Here is a 16,741-nt window from a genome sequence, read left to right as displayed (position 1 = left end):
CGTATGACGCTGGGTGCGCCGCCTATTGCCGTTCCTCCTCGCCTCGGCCGCCCTTGCAACCTCCGCCGGCTGTCGAACCGCGCAAAGCTCGCGTGGTTCGACGGACGAGAGGTCTCGGGCGGCGGAGTTGCTCGCCGCAGAGCCCATCGTCGAGGAGCCGCTGCCGCGGCCCAAGGACGTTCCGCCGCTGCGCCTCACGGCGTCCGACGGCACGGGCCTGCGGCTCACGCGGCTCAAGGCGCGCGCCGTGCTCGACGAGCCGCTCGCCTACACCGAGGTGCGCCTCGCCTTCGAGAACCCCGAGAATCGGACCCTCGAGGGGCGCTTCGAGATCACCTTGCCGCCCGGCGCCACCGTGAGCCGCTTCGCCATGAAGATTGGCGAGAGCTGGCAAGAAGCCGAGATGATCGAGAAGGCCCGGGCGCGGGTCGTGTACGAGGACTTTCTCCACCGCAAGCAGGACCCAGCCCTGCTCGAGCAAGCGGCGCCCAACGCGTTCTCGGCGCGTGTGTTTCCCATTCCTGCGCGCGGAACCAAAGAGATCCTCGTGGCGTATGCGCAGGAGCTCGCGCCGGGGGCGGGCTACGTGTTTCCGCTTGCTGGGCTGCCCGCGGTGGACGACTTCGACGTCATCGTGTCGCGTGCAGGCGACGAGCAGGCGTTGCAGACGCGCAAACGGCGTGATGATGCGCCGCTGACCGAGGACGTCGTGGTGGCGCCGGCGTCCCTGCGCCGCGATGGCGTGCGCAGTGGGCGCATCGTCCTCGCGCGCGTGCGCCCTTTCGCCAGTGCCGGGCCGGAGCCCTTCGAAGGCGGCACCGTGGTTCTCGTCGACACGAGTGCATCGCGCGCCCTCGGCTTTGCCGACCAGGCTGCGCTCGTCGAGGGGCTCGCCCGCGAAATCGCCTCCGGCGCGGACCCGAGCGCACGCCTCGTCGTGGCGGCCTTCGATCAGGACGTCGAGTCCATCTACGACGGCAACGCCGCCGGGTATGGCACGCAGGCCACCGCGAAGCTCATCGCACGTGGCGCCCTCGGAGCGTCCAATCTCGAGGACGCGCTCTCCTGGGTTGCGAAAAATGCCCATGAGATCCGCCGCGTGGTCGTCGTGAGCGACGGTGTCGCGACCGCCGGCTCCAGCGATGGCGAAAAGCTCTCCGCGGCCGCCGCCCGATTGCGCGACACGGGGGTGCAGCGGCTCGATGCCGTGGCGGTTGGCGGCATCCGCGACGATGCCGCCCTCGCGCGCCTCACGAGCGGCGCATTGCCGCATGACGGTGTCGTCGTCGATGGCGCACGGGACGCGCATGCATTGGCCAAGCGGCTCACGCGGACCGCGCAATCGGGTCTCACCGTGCAGGTGGAGGGCGCAACCTGGGTATGGCCCGAGCGCCTCGACGGCGTACAACCCGGCGACGAGCGCCTCGTCTACGCAGAGGTGCCCGAGGAGAGTCCCGTGCGCATCCGCATTGGGCAAGGTGCCCCCACGACCGCGGAGCTCCGCAACGTCGACGCCCCGCTGCTGGAGCACACGTGGGCGCAGGCGAAAATCGCCAGCGTCCTCGCGCACGCCGAAGGCCCCAAGGACGACGTGGCCCGCCGGCGCGTCATCGAGCTCTCCACGCGTCACCGCGTTCTGTCGCCGTACACCTCCCTCCTGGTCCTGGAGACCGACGCGGACTACGCCCGCTTCGACATCGACCGCAAGGCCCCTGGGAACCTCCTCGCCATCCGCGATGGTCGCGTGACCCTCGAGCATCGCGGCGAAGCGTGGCTCGGGAAGAACAAGGGAAAGGAGATTGCTCCCAGCGCCGCACCAAGGGCCACCGGCACCGTCGCTCTCGACGACACGCGTGCCGCCCCCGCCGAGGAGTTCGAGAAAAAGAGCGATTCGGCGCCGCCGCCACGCCCGCGCCCCCACGGTATTGCCGGTGGGCATGGTTCTGCGACAGGGACGGCGCTGACCGGCGCGCCGGACGCGCCTTCACCGCCCCAGGCAAAGCCGTCCCCCCGGACGAGCGACGCGGACGATCCCTGGGGGCCCGCCGCGCCGTCCCCCGCACCATCCACCGCATCCCCGGCGCCGCCAGCTGCGCCATCGACGCCACCCCGCGAGGACGGCGTGACGACGATGCGCGAGGAGGCCCCGATGCAGCGTCCGATGCGGTCTCGTTCTCGTGGACCTGTAGACATGGGAATGGGCAGCTACGATGGAGATGACCTCCCTGCGCGCAAAATTCACCCGTACACGGGCAATTTTGGCGAGGTGATGGACGCCATCGCCCACAACGATGCCAAGCGCGCCCTCGAGACGGCGACCCGCATGCACGACCAGGCACCCGGCGATGTCATGTCGCTGGTCGCGCTGGGCGAAGCGTTGGAGGCACGCGGTGACGTTGCGCGTGCGGCGCGGAGCTATGGCTCCCTCATCGATCTCTTCCCATCGCGCGCTGATTTGCGCCGCTTTGCCGGGGAGCGACTCGAGCGCCTGCGCTCGCCCGGCGCCCTGGAGCTCGCGATCGATACGTACTTCAAGGCCAAGGAGGAGCGCCCCGATCATCCGGCGAGCCACCGCCTTCTGGCGTTCGCACACCTGCGAAAGGGCAACTTCGCCGAGGCATTCGCGGTCGCTGCCGCCGGCGCCAAACGGCGCTATCCGGAGGGACGCTTTGCCGGCGTGGAGCGGATCCTGCGGGAGGACCTGGGGCTCATCGCCGCCGCGTGGATGCGCGCCGAGCCCGATCTCCGCGAGGAGATCACCAAGCGGCTGCGCGAGGCCGGAGGGACGCTGGAATCGCGCCCCTCGCTCCGCTTCGTGCTCAATTGGGAGACGGACGCCAACGATGTGGACTTCCACATCTTCGACGCGCGGGGTGGCCATGCCTTCTACCAACGTCCCCAGTTGGGGAGCGGCGGTGAGCTCTACGCCGACGTGACCACCGGCTACGGGCCCGAGTGTTTCACCATCCGCGCGCCTCGCAGCGCACGGGCCGCTCCGTACAAGCTGCAGGCCCACTACTATTCGCGTGGCCCGATGGGGTACGGCATGGGCAAGCTGGAGATCTTGGACCACGATGGGCGTGGCAACATCACCTTCGAAGAGCGACCCTTCGTGGTGATGGCCGACCAGGCCTTCGTCGACCTTGGCACGGTCAAGTGATCTGCTTCATGGTGTGCGCAGATCGTCCTCGATGCGCGAGATGCAGGCAGACACCTTGTCGTAAAAGGCGTCGTTCAGCGATTGGTAGCCGTTCGGTGCGGTCTGCACGAGGTCCTCGAAGCGCGTGAGCTCGCGAACCTTGCACCACCGCGTGTAGTTCTTCGGCGGATCGTCGTAGGTGGTGACGCGGAAGGTGACCGTGCACGAGGTTTGGGCGAAGCGGCACACGATCTTGGGGAAGTGCCAATTGTACTCGCCCTCGCACCAGGTATCGCCGCAGATGTCGTCCAGCAGCTTGAGCGCGATGGCGGCTTGCTCCTTGCTCAAATCGCTCGTCTGTAACTCGGCCTCGATATCGGTCGCTGCCGGCTCGAGTTCGACTTCGCCAGATGATCCCGCGCAGGCCGTGGCCAGCGACGCAACGATGACGAGGCAGAGCGCCCCGAACGAAAAACGCGTGCTCATGATGAATTCCTTCAGGCAGTGAAAGGTTGGTCGGTGAATGCCGACTGCACCCGCCCATTGCCAGTCGGAGGCCAACCCTCACGCCATCGATTCATCGAGAAAAACTGCCCCGCCGCGCGCCACCCACCTGTCCGGGACAGTTTGCCCCTGTCCCAGGACACCCCGTCAGGCGCGCAACACGGTCACGCCCGCCGCCTGGTACGGCGCGAGCGCTTCATCCGAAACGGTCGCCTCGGTCACGAGTTGCGTTAATTCGCTCAGCGGGGACACCACGTAGGGGGCGGCGGTGCCGAGCTTCTCGACCAGGGCCACGGCCACGACCTCGGCCGACGAGGCCACCATGGCCCGTTTGATGTGCGCCTCCGAAAAGTCGAACGTCGACACCCCCGTCTCGGGGTGCACGCTGCACACGCCGAGGAAGCACAAATCCGCGCGCACGCCCCGCACTCCTTCGAGCGTGACCGCATCGACGGTCGCGCGCGACGACTTGAACATGCGGCCCCCGAGCACAATTACCTCGACGTGAGGATGGTCCGCCAACGCCACCGCCACCGGCGGACTGTTCGTCACCACCGTGGCGTGCAAGTCGGGCGCGAGATGGCGCATGATCTCGACGTTGGTCGTGCCGCCGTCGACGAGCACGACGTTCGACGGACGCACCAAGGTGGCGGCTGCGCGCGCCAAGGTCGTCTTCGTCGAGGTCGATTGTGCGGCGCGCACGGCGTAATTGGCGCTGACGCGGGGGGCCGGCAAAGCGCCCCCATGCACGCGCTGCACGCGCCCTTCCGCGGCGAGTTCTCGCAGATCGCGCCGGATGGTGTCCTCGGACACCTCCAACACGCGACTCAACTCGCACGCGACGACCTTGCCCTCCCGCTCGAGCTCCGCCACGATCCAGCGGCGGCGCTCCTCGGTCAACATTGACTTGGGGACCTCACTCTGCATGGTTATGCGTACATTAGCACGAAAGTCCTTGAACGGACAGCGATGTCGTGCATGTTTGTGCCTGACATGATCGACTTTCCAGACGAAGCAGGCTTAACCCGAGCCAAGCGCGCACGCATAGCCGTAGGCGGGATGTTTTTCCTCCTTGGGGTCGCGTACGCGGGTTGGGTAGCGCGCATTCCTGCCATGCGTGACCGGCTCGATCTCGGCGATCGCGATCTCGGTCTACTCCTTTTGGCCGTGGCCATCGGGGCCATTCTTTCGTTCCGCATCGCACCGCCCCTCATCGCCCGCTACGGGAATCGCCGCACCACGCAGGTCGGCGCCTTCCTCATGTGCGTGGCCGTCACGTTTCCAGGCTTCACGCCCACGTCGCTTCTCACGGCCGTGGGGCTCTTTGCCATCGGCCTCTCGACGGGTCTGTTGGACGTCAGCATGAACGCGCACGGCGTCGACGTCGAACAGCGCCTCGGCAAGCCGATCCTCGGCTCGCTTCACGCGCTCTTCAGCGTGGGCGGCCTCGCCGGTGCCGGCATTGGCTCGGTCGCGGCCTCGCAAGGCCTCACCCCCGCCGTTCATTTGAGCTGTGCCTCCATCCTCTACCTCGTGCTGGCCTTCGTCTTTGGCCGCTCGCTCCTCCCGCGCTCCGACGCCCCCGTGCCGGAGAAAAAGCCCGAAGGCGCGCCCCGCGCGCGCCTCAATGCCACGCTCGTCGCGTTGGGCGCGGTCGCGTTTTGCTCGTCGGTGGGCGAAGGCGCCATGGGCGATTGGTCCGCCGTGTACTTGCGGGACATGCTGCACACCAGCGAAGCCGTGGCGGCCCTTGGCTACGCGGCCTTCTCGCTCACCATGGTCATCGGGCGCTTCGCCGGCGACCGGCTCACCGTGCGCTTCGGCGCCGTGGACATCGTTCGCTACGGGGGCCTGCTCGTGGCGGCAGGGCTCGGGGTCGGCTTGGTCTTCAACAACGTTGCCATGATGATCGTCGGCTTCCTCAGCGTGGGCCTCGGCCTCTCGGTGGTCATGCCCACCGCCTTCCGCGCGAGCGGCAACGTTCCGGGTGTCGAGCCCGCGGCGGGGCTCTCCATGATGGCCACCCTCGGCTACAGCGGCTTTCTCGTCGGCCCCCCCGGCATCGGCTTCGTCGCCGAACACCTCACGTTGCGTGGTGGCCTCGGCGTCGTGGTGGGGCTTGCCGTGGTCCTTACGGTACTGGCACCTTCGGTGGATCCTTCGCGGGCGTCTTCGCGAGGCGGGCAAGCGCGTCGTATGCTGCATACTTGAAGGCCTCGGCAAGGGTCGGGTAGTTGAAGACCATCTCGATGAAGGTATCCACCGTTCCCTTGCCCATGAGTAGCGCCTGCCCGATGTGAACGAGCTCCGACGCGCGATCCCCGATGCAGTGGCATCCCAGGAGCTCGCGCGTCTCGGCGTGGAAGATCAGTTTGATCACGCCGTCTTTGTCGCCCACGATCTTGCCGCGCGCATTGTCGCGGTAGAACGCGCGCCCCACCGCGTACGGAATCTTTTGCTCCGTGCAGGACTCCTCCGAGAGACCGACGCAGCTCACCTCCGGAATCGTGTACACGCCGTACGGCAACACGTGCGATACCTGCCGCTTGTAGGCGAAGTCGAAGGCATGGCACACGGCCACGCGTGCCTGTTCCATCGACGTCGACGCCAGCGCAGGGAAGCCGATGACGTCACCCGCCGCGTAGATGCTTGGCACCTCGGTGCGGTAGTCGTCGTTCACCGCGACGTAACCCCGCTTGTCGAGCTTCACGCCCATGCGATCGAGCCGCAGTTCCTCGGTCCTGCCCGAGCGCCCTGCCGCGAAGAGGAACTTGTCGCTGTCGATCATGGCGCCCGATTCCAGCTCGCATCGGATGCCGCAGCCCTCGAGCCGCGCGACCTTCTTCGTCTTCGCGTTCAAAATGATCTCGATGCCCAGGCCGTTCATCGAGGCTCGCAGGCGCTCGCCCATTTCCAAATCCAAGAACGGCAGCAGCCGCCCGCGGCCTTCGATGAGCGTCACCTTCACCTGCAGCGCCGCGAACATCGTCGCGTATTCGCAGCCGATGACGCCCCCGCCCACGATGGTCATCGTCCGCGGCAGTCGATCGATGAGTAGAACCGTGTCCGAGTCGTCCACGTCCTCGTCGTCGAAGGGAATGTCCGCCGGTTGATGCGGCTTCGAGCCCGTGGCCACGAGGAAGAACTCGCTCGTCAAGGTCCGCGGAGGCCCGCCGAGCTGCACGATCTCCACCGTGTGCGCATCGACGAAGCGGGCCACGCCGTGCAGCGTTTCCACTCCGTGGCGCTCGAGGTTCCAGCGGATGCGCGCCACCTCCAGATCGCGCACCGCATCCTTGCGGGAGAGCAGTTTTGGCACCGCCAGTTCGCGATTCAGGCGAACGTCGACGCCGTAAAGGTCCCGCTGCCGGTAGCCCGAGAGAAACAGCGCCGTCTCGCGCAGCGTCTTCGAGGGAAGGGTGCCCGTGTGCACGGCTGCGCCGCCCGGCTCCTTTGCGCACTCGACGATGGCCACGCGCTTCCCGAAGTACGCTGCCTGCACGGCGCCTTTTTCGCCTGCGGGCCCGGCTCCCAACACGATCAAATCGTAGTCGAACGCCACGGGGCTGACCCTACCAGAAGACGTGCGGCGCGTGCGCGCATCATCGCGCGGTGATGGCCTTTCGCAGCGCGGCCCTCGGGGCGCTATCGTCCAGCGCCGTCGCGCTCACACCGAGTTCACGAAAGAGCCCCGCAAGATCCACGGAGCCCGGTTGAGACCCCATCGAGGCGGCCAGGTCGCGCAGCACATGGGTACCGGTGGCGCGGTCGCCTTCGTCCCACATGCGCGAGGCCTCCCACATCTCCGAGTTGTTCCCGCCCGCCCGCAAAATCGCCCGCACCGCGTCGCGCAGCGAGTGCGCGTTCTGCGTGCGCTTGCGGATCTCCACGTCGGCGACGAGCCAAAAGATCGCGCCGCCCCAATAGATGCGCCCCCACGTGTGCGTGTTGTCCATGCCACGATCGCCTGCGCGGGGGAGGCCGTTGGGCATCATCTCGTAAAATTGCCGCCACAGATCCTCATCCGACGTGAGCCCCGCCCTCCGACGAACGATGGGCTCGAGGTACGTGGCGAGCCCTTCCTCGGCCCAAATGTGCTCGCGCGCGAGCGACGGCATGGCGAAGTGCAGCGTCTCGTGCACCGCGACCCAATCGCGTCGAAGCTCGGCCTCGTCGGTCTCGCGCCCCACGTCGATCAAAATGGACCCGCCCCCCGCACCGGCCGATGCGCGACCGAAGCCCACGGAGTCTCCCGATCGGGGAAGAACCGCATAGAGGGTGCCCTCCATGGGAAACGCTCCGAAATAGTCCCGCACGGCGCCGGTGCTGCGCGTGATCCACTCGGTCAACACCGCATCGCTCGCGCGAAACCGCCCGGGCACGATGGCCACCTTCAATGAGGTATCCCCGATATGAACCTCCGACGCGCGGAACTTCCCGAAAAGCGAATAGGGTACCCGTGAAATTTCGCTCGCGCGGATCTCGTAGGTGTCCGGCGCCGTGGCCCGAAGCCCCGTCGCGAAGCGAACGCCGTCTTCCGCCGCGACGTGGAACCGTGCGCGGTCCTCTTGATGCGTCTGCAGCGGGTGCAGGAGCCACGCATGCGCCGGCGATTCGATAACGCCATCACCCGCCCGCCGCGCGATCCCATCGCGCACGACCTCGGCGGCCGCCGCACGCAGCTCGAACCGGTAACGAATGCGGCATACGGACGCGCACTCCTGCACGAACCACGACGTTCCGCGCGGTGAAATGGCTTCCCACTCTCCGCCACGCTCCACCCGAACGTCGCGCACGAAGGGCTCTGCCGAGTCGCTCACCGAAAGCTCGATGCTCGCGGCGCGCGTCAGGGTCGCGGCGACGTCGAGCTCCGTTGCATCGCGGTTGGCCACGACCTCGTACGCCCAGGCCACGGCCTCGCCACCCGAGTCACGTGCGGCGGGCGGTGTCTTCGCGACCGGGTGCGTTTCGCCGCACCCCATCGTCGCGAGCGCAATGGCCAGGACGCTAGTCTTCAATCTTGTAATCCTTGATTTTGTAAAGCAGCGTACGGTGACTGATCTCCAAAATAGCCGCGGCGCGCGTCCGGTTGCCATTGGTTTTCTGTAGCGCGCGACGGATGAGCATCTCCTCGATGACGTGCATCGTCTTCTTGATGGAAAGCTCGCCGCTCGCCAAGTGCGCCTGCAGCGGATCCATCGCTTCCCGCAGTCGATCGGGGAAGTCCGTGCAATCGAGCACGTTGCGATCGGCCAGCACCATCGCGCGCTCGATGGTGTTCTCCAGCTCGCGCACGTTGCCGGGCCAGGCGTATTCGCAGAGAAGCTTCGCCGCCTCGGCCGAGACACCGTGGATGCTCGTGCCCAACCGCGAATTGTTTCGCGCGATGAAATAGTCCACCAAGTGTGGAATGTCCTCTCGGCGCTCCCGCAGCGGTGGAATCGAAAGTGCGAGCACGTTGATGCGGTAAAAGAGATCTTCTCGAAATTGCCCCGCGGCGACTTCTGCACGCAAATTGCGGTGGCTCGCGGCGATGATGCGCACGTCGACCGGTGTATCGACGGAGTCGCCCACGCGGCGAATGGAGGCTTCTTGCAGCGCCCGCAGAAGCTTCACCTGCAGCGCGAGCGGCAGCTCGCCGATTTCGTCCAGAAAGAGCGTGCCGCCCGTGGCCTCCTCGAACAGACCGCGTCGATCCGCCGCGGCGTCCGTGAAGGCGCCCTTGCGATGGCCGAAAAGCTCGCTCTCGAGCAGATTTTCTGGAATGGCCCCGCAGTTGATTGCAACGAAGGGACCATCATGGCGGCTCGACTGCGCATGGATCGCCCGGGCGACGAGCTCCTTGCCCACGCCGCTCTCTCCGCTGATGAGAACCGTGGTCTTGTACTCGGCGACCTTGACGATGGTGCGAAAGAGGTTCGCCATCTGCGGCGCCGTCGCCACGATGCCGTCGCGCGCATCAGCGAGCCTTGCCTTCATGGCGAGCCTCGCCGCACGGCTTGCCCCCTGACATGGGGATCACTCTTCCCGTAGGATGATTCCATGCTCACCGGACTCGACCATCTTGCCGCTGGAGGACCCGCTGCCCAACGAGTACGTGGCACCAACGTCGCGGTTCTGGCCCATCCGGCGTCCGTCACACGCGAACTCGTGCACGCCGTCGACGTGCTCATCGGACAAGGTGCGCGTCTGAAGGTCGTCTTCGGCCCCGAACACGGTTTCGGTGGCGAGGCGCAAGACATGATCGGCGTGGAAGACGCGCGCGATCGACATGGCATTCCAATTCGTAGCTTGTACGGCCAAGATTTTTCAGCGCTCGTTCCACGCGACGAAGACCTCGCGGATATCGAGCTCTTGGTCATCGACCTGCAAGACGTAGGCGCGCGTTATTACACCTTCGTGTGGACCGCGCTTTTGGCCGCGCGAAAGTGCCATCAGCTCGGCAAACGCGTTCTGGTGCTCGACCGACCGAATCCCATCGGCGGCGCGCCCTCCTGCGTCGAAGGGCAGCGGCAGCGGCCTGACCATCGCTCCTTCGTCGGGCTCGAGGCCCTTCCCATTCGCCATTCGCTGACCTTGGGAGAAATCCTCGCGTGGCGTGCGGACGAGGAGGGCATTCCGCCGGAGCAGCTCGAGATTGCCGCCGTGCACGATTGGGTACGCGAAGAGCATGCAACGGTGTGGGATCGACCTTTCGTGATGCCTTCGCCCAACATGCCCACGTACCACACGGCGTTGGTGTACCCGGGCGGCTGCTTGCTCGAGGGAACGAACCTTTCGGAGGGAAGGGGAACGACGCGCCCGTTCGAGATTTTCGGTGCGCCGTGGCTCGATGGCCAAAAGCTCGCGCTCGATTTCCACGCGCTGGGGTACGCCGGCGTGCGCGTGCGACCACTTACCTTCCAGCCCATGTTCCACAAGCACGCAGGTCAAGTCTGCGGAGGCGTCCAGGTGCACGTGGACGATCCCGCCACGTTCCGGCCCGTTGCGTGCTACGTGGCCCTCGTTGCTTTGGCGCACAAGCAAGATCCGGAACGGTTTCGCTTCCGAACGGAACGATATGAGTTCGTCGATGATATTCCTGCGTTCGATCTTCTCACCGGCGATGGCGAAGCGCGCGCGCTCATCGCGACCGGTGCGGCCGCGCACGATGTTGCGCAGATGGTCAGTCGGCTTCGCAATGGAGATTTGGAGATTGTGCGCAGTGCGCGCGAATCTTTGGTTCGTCGAACGTGTTGACTGGGCGCTCTGCCCGCTATTCGTACATGAGCGGATAACGGGTGTGGCTGGATCAAGCCGTGTTGGTTAGACTTCACCCCGATTGATGGCACAGGTGGAACAAGAAGCTCTGATTGGGCGCAAGATCGCGGGGAAATTCGCGGTCGAAGCGTTTATCGGAAGCGGCGCGATGGGGGCCGTGTACCGGGCTCGCCAGATCGCGCTCGACAAGGTCGTCGCGCTCAAGCTTCTTCATCGCGAGCTCGCGAGGGATGCGACGTTTCCTGCCCGCTTCATGCGTGAGGCCAAGGCCGCGTCCCGCATCGACCACCCGAATTCCATGCGCGTCGTCGACTTCGGCGAGGAGTCCGACGGCACGCTGTACATGGCGATGGAGTTCCTGGACGGGCGCGATCTGTTCCAGGTGATTCAAAACGAGTGGCCCATGCCGCCGCCGCGCATTGCCGATTTGGTGATGCAAACCCTCGCTGCGTTGGCCGTTGCGCATGACATGGGTGTCGTGCATCGCGATCTCAAGCCCGAGAACATCATGGTTCTCACGGCGATCGACGACGAGGGGAACACGAAGGACCTGGTCAAGGTCTGCGACTTCGGCATCGCGAAGATCATGGACGACCGCAGCGAGTCCTCGCCGGGTCACGGAGAGAACGGACAGCGCGAGCAAGGGAAGCTGACGACGCACGGTCTGGTGGTCGGCACACCCGAGTACATGTCGCCGGAGCAAGGTCGCGGCGAGCCGCTCGATGCGCGTGCGGATCTGTACTCGGTGGGCGTCATTTTGTATCAGCTGCTGACCGGTACGGTGCCGTTCGAGGCGAACAGCGCGCTGGGCGTCGTGCTGAAGCACGTGACGGACATTCCGCTCGCGCCCTCGCAACGCGTGCCGACGGTGGAGAAGAAGCTCGAGGCCATCTGCATGAAGGCGATGCAGAAGGCGCGCGAAGATCGCTACCAGAACGCCCGCGAGATGCGGGCCGATCTGCGTGCGTTTCTCGAGGGCGGTACGCCGCGTCTCGGCGTGCACCAGCACGTGGCACCGCATTCGTCGGTGCCTCCTGCCCTCCAAGCCGGGTCTGGGGCAGGAGCGACCGTTGCGCGCACGCCGCTGACCACACCGCACGATCTCGGTGTGGCCGCCACGGAGGTCTCCATCGACTCGAACGCGGTGCGCGCGGCGTCGGTGCGCAACTACAGTCGAAGTGGCAGCCGGCTCACGCCCCTCGGGACGGACATCGACAACGATCTTCCGGCGGCGCGCGGGCGCTGGACGGGGCACCTGCTCGCGGCGGTGCTTCTCATCGGCGTGGCGGGGGTGGGGGTGTTCCTCTTCCGAGGTACCTTCACGCAGAGCGCCGCCGCGCGCGACCACGTGGTCGCGCCGCAGGCAGAGCCTTCGGCGAGTGCTTCTGCGGCGGCAAACGCACCAGGCGCCTCGGCCAGCGCGTGGGCCGTGGCCACCGACGAGCCGAGATCGGGCGCGTCGGCGGAGCCCGCCCCGTCGGGGCATTCTGCGCCGCCCCACGCCGTCCATACGAGTGCTGCGACGCCGTCGCCGGAGTCCGTCGTCGAGCAAGCGCCATCTGCCGCGCCGTCGGCGTCAGGCAGCGCGCGTGCGCCCGCCGCGAGTGCGAGCGCCTCGGCATCTGGATCTGCGCCGGCAGGTGTGGCGCCCGCGGCCTCGGCGAGCGGTGGCAAGGGCAAAGGAAAGCGCCCGCGCACGTCGGTCGACTCGCCGCCGAGCGCTCCGTCGAGTGCCCCCACATGGGGCGTCGTGCCTCCCACGACGCCGCCCATCGTCTCGCCCTCCAGCGAGTCGCACGATCCGCCGGCCCCGAGCCCGGCGCCGACGGAATAGCGAGATCCTCTACGAGAGGCGCTCGTCGGAGTGCGGGTTGGCGCAGTTGCCCATGTGAATGTGCATCGCGCGATCGCGATCGCGCGCGGCATGGCGGCTGATCGCTTCGCCCAAGGTAACCCACATCGATTCGACGGCGTCGGCCTGCAGACGCAACGTTACGGGGCCGATCGTCAGGTGCATCACACCGCAGCTGCACTCTTCGACCATGCAGATGGGGCCCTCGGCGAGGCGGGTACGATGAGACTCGTCCATGTTCACTCCCTGATAGATGAAAGTGAAAATCACTTTCTATTTCATGACAAAGAGAACCCCACATCCCCCAAAAGTCAAGGAGAAAGGCTACTTCTTGTCCGCTTCGAGATCCTCGGCCAGGTAGCTCAGGATCACTTCATCCAGCGATTTGTCGCTGATCAGGTCTTCGCCAAAGATGGAGCTGCCTTGCTGAGGGCGCGCGTGCCCGAAGATGGCCGCCGGGCGAGCCGGTGCATAACGCCCCTCGGACCCCGCCGCGGCCGGTGGCAACGCGACCTTGCTCGGTTGGGACGATGGCGGAACCCTGTCCGTATCGGGAACGCTGGACGACACGCCCGACGAGATCGGGCCGCCCCCCGAGCTTGGCGGCACGTCGCCGCGCAAGAACGCGGGCAGCCGGTCGCGCAGCGGGTCAGGCGCCTTGGGCGAGCCCGGACTCGAAAGCGGCACCTTCGGCGAGCTCGGTGCGGGGCTCGGGGCCTTTGGCAAGGCCGGTCCCGGGAGAGGCATCTTGGGTGCAGCCGCTGCGGCCCCCGAGAGGGGGGCCTTCGGCGGCCCCGAGCCCGGGGGGGAGGCCTTCGGAAGGGTCGTCGAAAGCAGCGCCTCGGTGGCCCGCGTTTCTTTGCCCTGCCGGAAACGAAACGTATCCGCGCGCTTTTTGAAGAGTTGCGGCGAGAGATCCCGCAGCGGCTCCGGCGGCGGAGGGCTCTCCACGCGCGCCGGTCGCGGAAGCGGCTCCGGTGGTGGCGGCGGGGGCTCGAGCCGCACCTCGGGCGGTGGGGGCTCCAGCGCGTCGATGTCGAGGGTCAGCTCCGTTTCGCGTTCGGGCTGCTCACGCGTCTCGGGCGTCGTGGACGCGGGGGGCGTCTCCGGGGCGGGCGCGGAGACCGGCGGCGCGGCAGGAGGCGGCGAGAGGACAGGGGAAGGCAACGGTGGAGGGGACGCGGCCGCCGGCGGCGACACCGGCGCGTCGCTATCGGCCTTCGGCGGGGGCTCGGCGGCTGCCGGCTTGGCGCTCTGGGGGCGCAACGAAGGCGGCGACGAGTCGGCGGCGGCATCGACCAAATGATCGAAATGCCCACCACGCAAGGCGATGAACATCGCCTTGTGTTGTTCCTTCATCATCTGCCGCACCACGTCGGCCAACCCCTCGGTGCCGAGGTGCTCCGAGTAGCTTTTCTTCACCGACTTGAGGATCCGCCCCCCGTCCATGAACAGGTGCGTGATGATGTGCGGGTGCCGGACGCCCGAATCTTCGGTCTGGATATGGAATACCCGACTCTTGTGACGGACGTTGTTGTTATAGCCGAGCAGCGGTGAAGGCGCCTTGGACATGACTCAGCTACGCGAAGGCGTGCTCCCCCAAAATGTACCACGACGGGATGGCTGGTTGGCTAGCCCCCGACGATACTCGTGAGACATTCTTCGCGCGTCTGGCGAAGCCGCGCGAGGTCTACCCGAAGGCTTGCGCGCGTCGCGTCATCGATGCGCAGCGTCTCTCCTCCCGTCACGCCGATGGTTTCCGCGGGAACTGCCGCATCACGTGCTGCGGTGAGCACCTGCTCCACGCTGTTTTTATCGACGCTCACCAGAACGAGTGACGGGATCTCACCGAAAAATCGCGCGGCAGTGTCGGCGGCGCCATGACCTTCGGTCGAACCCACGGCGGGGAGCGTAATACGTGCTCCCACATCTTTCTCTCCCTCGGGTGCCGTCACACAGCACTCTGCAAGCGCCACGGCCAAACCGCCTTCTGCGACATCGTGGGCGCTTGCGAGAAGGTGCTCGCGCGCCAGCTTGAGAACGAGGCGCTGCAACCGCGTCTCGAGCTCCAGGTCGAGGTGCGGAGTGCCGGTCGTCCAGCCCTTCTTGCGCGCGATGTATTCGCTGCCGCCCAGGCACCCGGCCTGGTTGCTCGGCAGCACGCCCAGCGCGATCACCATGTCGCCATCGCGCTTGAACCACGGCGTGACGATGTCCTTCTCCGAGTCGAAGAGCCCCACGCACGCGATGGTCGGCGTCGGCAAGATCGCCTGACCCGCCGTCTCGTTGTAGAGGCTCACGTTGCCGCTCACGATGGGCACGTCCAGCGCGGTGCACGCGGCGGCGATGCCGTCGATGGCGCGCGAGAATTGCTCCATCACCTCGGGCCTCTCCGGGTTGCCGAAGTTGAGGCAGTCCGTCAGCCCGATGGGTTCCGCGCCCGAGCACACGACGTTGCGGCAGCTCTCCGCGACGGCCATGGCGCCGCCGGTGAAGGGATCGTTGCCCGTCTGGCGCGCGTTGCAGTCCACCGCGAAGGCCAGGTACTTGTAGACGACGCGGTCTCCGAGCTCGCACGGGACGCGCACCACGCCTGCACTTCCGCCGGGACGCACGGCGGTGCCGCCGCGAACGATGTGGTCGTACTGCCGCCAGATCCACCGGCGCGAGCCGATGTTGGGCGAGCCGCAAAGGGTGAGCAATTCATCGCCCCAATCCGCGGGCGGATCGAGTTCGATGCGCGTGGCGAAGATCTGCGAGAGCGGCTCGCGCGGCCGGTCGTAGACCGGGGCGCCGTCCGTCAGAATGTCGATCGGGATGTCGGCCACGACGACGCTTTCGCCCTTCTTCGGGCCGTCGGCCAGCGGGTCGTAACCCGGCGTCGCGCGGATGACCCAATGCTGCGTATCGGTGACGTGACCGATGACGGCGGCATCGAGTTCCCACTTCTTGCAGATCTCGAGCACGCGGTCTTCGCACCCGGGCTTGGCGACGAGCAGCATGCGCTCTTGCGATTCGCTGAGCAGAATCTCGTACGGCGACATGCGCTTCGCACGGCGCGGAATCAAGTCGAGATCGAGCTCGATGCCGTTCTTCACGCGGCCCGCCATCTCGACGCTCGACGACGTCAAACCGGCGGCGCCCATGTCCTGGATGCCCTCCAGCAGATCGAGCTGAAAGAGCTCTAGGCATGCCTCGAGGAGGATCTTGCCCATGAAGGGATCGCCCACCTGCATGGTGGAACGCACGCCGCTGCGGAGCGACGAGGCGGTGGCGATGCCGTCGTTGTTGGTCTTGCCCGCGCTGTCGTCGGCAAATTCGTCGGACGCCATGGTGGCGCCGTGGATGCCATCGCGTCCCGTCTTGGCGCCCATGTAGAGGATCGGGTTTCCGATGCCGGTGGCGCGTCCATAGAAGATGCGGTCCTTGTGCACCACGCCACAGGTGAAGGCGTTGACCAGGATGTTGCCGTCGTAGCGCGAATCGAAAAACACCTCGCCGCCCACCGTGGGGACGCCGAAGGAGTTGCCGTAGCCGCCGATGCCGGCCACCACACCGCGCAAGAGCTCGGGGGTGCGCGGATGATCCGGCCGTCCGAAGCGCAGTGAATTGAGCGAGGCAATCGGCCGCGCGCCCATGGTGAAGACGTCGCGCAGGATGCCGCCGACGCCGGTGGCGGCGCCTTGGTACGGCTCGATGAAGCTCGGGTGGTTGTGCGACTCCATCTTGAAGACGGCCGCGAATCCGTCGCCGATGTCGACGACGCCGGCGTTTTCGCCAGGTCCCTGAATGACCCGCGGGCCCTTGGTGGGCAGCCTGCGCAGGTGGACGCGTGACGACTTGTACGAGCAATGCTCGCTCCACATCACGCTGAACACGCCGAGCTCGGTGTAGGTCGGGGGGCGTCCGAGCGCCTCCACGATGGTCCGATATTCGGCCTCGCTCACTTTGTGTTGACGGACGAGCTCGTCCGTGATCACGAGATC

12 protein-coding genes are annotated in these 16,741 nt (G+C 66.6%); 4 read left to right on the top strand and 8 right to left on the bottom strand.

Annotation, left to right across the window (positions count from 1 at the left end):
• Window positions 1-13 precede the first annotated feature (13 nt).
• Window positions 14-3,160, top strand: a complete 3,147-nt coding sequence (locus LVJ94_40815; protein ID WXB03234.1) for a tetratricopeptide repeat protein — start codon at window positions 14-16, stop codon at window positions 3,158-3,160.
• Between the two features lie 6 nt (window positions 3,161-3,166).
• Here the strand turns inward: LVJ94_40815 and LVJ94_40810 are convergent, their stop codons facing one another.
• Both LVJ94_40810 and LVJ94_40805 read right to left on the bottom strand, forming a co-directional pair.
• On the bottom strand, window positions 3,167-3,625 hold the full coding sequence (locus LVJ94_40810) for a hypothetical protein (GenBank protein WXB03233.1): 459 nt from the start codon (window positions 3,623-3,625) through the stop codon (window positions 3,167-3,169).
• Between the two features lie 165 nt (window positions 3,626-3,790).
• Window positions 3,791-4,570 carry a DeoR/GlpR family DNA-binding transcription regulator gene (locus LVJ94_40805; GenBank protein WXB03232.1) on the bottom strand — a complete coding sequence of 260 codons (780 nt, stop codon included), beginning with the start codon at window positions 4,568-4,570 and terminating at the stop codon, window positions 3,791-3,793.
• A gap of 132 nt (window positions 4,571-4,702) precedes the next feature.
• Between LVJ94_40805 and LVJ94_40800 the strand changes: the two genes are divergently transcribed.
• Window positions 4,703-5,854: an MFS transporter gene (locus LVJ94_40800; protein ID WXB03231.1), complete on the top strand. Its 1,152-nt coding sequence runs from the start codon at window positions 4,703-4,705 to the stop codon at window positions 5,852-5,854.
• Here the strand turns inward: LVJ94_40800 and sthA are convergent.
• Genes sthA through LVJ94_40785 form a run of 3 tightly spaced genes read right to left on the bottom strand, consistent with a single transcriptional unit; the run spans window position 5,775 to window position 9,622 of the window.
• A complete protein-coding gene (gene sthA / locus LVJ94_40795; protein WXB03230.1) occupies window positions 5,775-7,205 on the bottom strand; it encodes a Si-specific NAD(P)(+) transhydrogenase in 1,431 nt (476 codons plus the stop codon). The genes LVJ94_40800 and sthA overlap by 80 nt on opposite strands.
• Before the next feature lie 40 nt (window positions 7,206-7,245).
• Window positions 7,246-8,661, bottom strand: a complete 1,416-nt coding sequence (locus LVJ94_40790) for a hypothetical protein (GenBank protein WXB03229.1) — start codon at window positions 8,659-8,661, stop codon at window positions 7,246-7,248.
• On the bottom strand, window positions 8,651-9,622 hold the full coding sequence (locus tag LVJ94_40785) for a sigma 54-interacting transcriptional regulator (GenBank protein ID WXB03228.1): 972 nt from the start codon (window positions 9,620-9,622) through the stop codon (window positions 8,651-8,653). Before LVJ94_40785 ends, LVJ94_40790 begins: the two co-directional genes overlap by 11 nt.
• Before the next feature lie 63 nt (window positions 9,623-9,685).
• Between LVJ94_40785 and LVJ94_40780 the strand changes: the two genes are divergently transcribed.
• The gene (locus LVJ94_40780) at window positions 9,686-10,882 is read left to right on the top strand and encodes a DUF1343 domain-containing protein (protein WXB03227.1); all 1,197 of its coding nucleotides are present in this window, start codon (window positions 9,686-9,688) and stop codon (window positions 10,880-10,882) included.
• A gap of 94 nt (window positions 10,883-10,976) precedes the next feature.
• Window positions 10,977-12,737, top strand: a complete 1,761-nt coding sequence (locus LVJ94_40775) for a protein kinase (protein WXB03226.1) — start codon at window positions 10,977-10,979, stop codon at window positions 12,735-12,737.
• A 9-nt stretch (window positions 12,738-12,746) separates the two neighbouring features.
• Here the strand turns inward: LVJ94_40775 and LVJ94_40770 are convergent, their stop codons facing one another.
• The 3 genes from LVJ94_40770 to purL all read right to left on the bottom strand — a co-directional run bounded on the left by LVJ94_40770 (window position 12,747) and on the right by purL (window position 16,735).
• Window positions 12,747-12,992 (bottom strand): hypothetical protein, encoded by a 246-nt coding sequence (locus LVJ94_40770; protein ID WXB03225.1) that lies wholly within the window; start codon window positions 12,990-12,992, stop codon window positions 12,747-12,749.
• A gap of 87 nt (window positions 12,993-13,079) precedes the next feature.
• Window positions 13,080-14,327: a hypothetical protein gene (locus LVJ94_40765; protein ID WXB10838.1), complete on the bottom strand. Its 1,248-nt coding sequence runs from the start codon at window positions 14,325-14,327 to the stop codon at window positions 13,080-13,082.
• Between the two features lie 59 nt (window positions 14,328-14,386).
• Window positions 14,387-16,735, bottom strand: coding sequence for a phosphoribosylformylglycinamidine synthase subunit PurL (gene purL / locus LVJ94_40760; GenBank protein ID WXB03224.1), 2,349 nt, complete (start codon window positions 16,733-16,735; stop codon window positions 14,387-14,389).
• Window positions 16,736-16,741: the final 6 nt, after the last annotated feature.

The sequence above is a fragment of the Sorangiineae bacterium MSr11367 genome (assembly GCA_037157805.1).
Taxonomy (GTDB): Bacteria; Myxococcota_A; Polyangia; order Polyangiales; family Polyangiaceae; genus Pendulispora; species Pendulispora rubella.
The sequence above is the reverse complement of the archived record's forward strand: the minus strand, read 5'-3'. Positions and strand labels throughout refer to the sequence as shown.

Bases quoted from the DNA above. Each gene is read 5' to 3' on its own strand.
- LVJ94_40765 (WXB10838.1), bottom strand. From the start codon at position 14,327: ATGTCCAAGGCGCCTTCACCGCTGCTCGGCTATAACAACAACGTCCGT.
- LVJ94_40800 (WXB03231.1), top strand. From the start codon at position 4,703: ATGTTTTTCCTCCTTGGGGTCGCGTACGCGGGTTGGGTAGCGCGCATT.
- LVJ94_40770 (WXB03225.1), bottom strand. From the start codon at position 12,992: ATGGACGAGTCTCATCGTACCCGCCTCGCCGAGGGCCCCATCTGCATG.
- LVJ94_40805 (WXB03232.1), bottom strand. From the start codon at position 4,570: ATGCAGAGTGAGGTCCCCAAGTCAATGTTGACCGAGGAGCGCCGCCGC.
- LVJ94_40810 (WXB03233.1), bottom strand. From the start codon at position 3,625: ATGAGCACGCGTTTTTCGTTCGGGGCGCTCTGCCTCGTCATCGTTGCG.
- LVJ94_40785 (WXB03228.1), bottom strand. From the start codon at position 9,622: ATGAAGGCAAGGCTCGCTGATGCGCGCGACGGCATCGTGGCGACGGCG.
- LVJ94_40780 (WXB03227.1), top strand. From the start codon at position 9,686: ATGCTCACCGGACTCGACCATCTTGCCGCTGGAGGACCCGCTGCCCAA.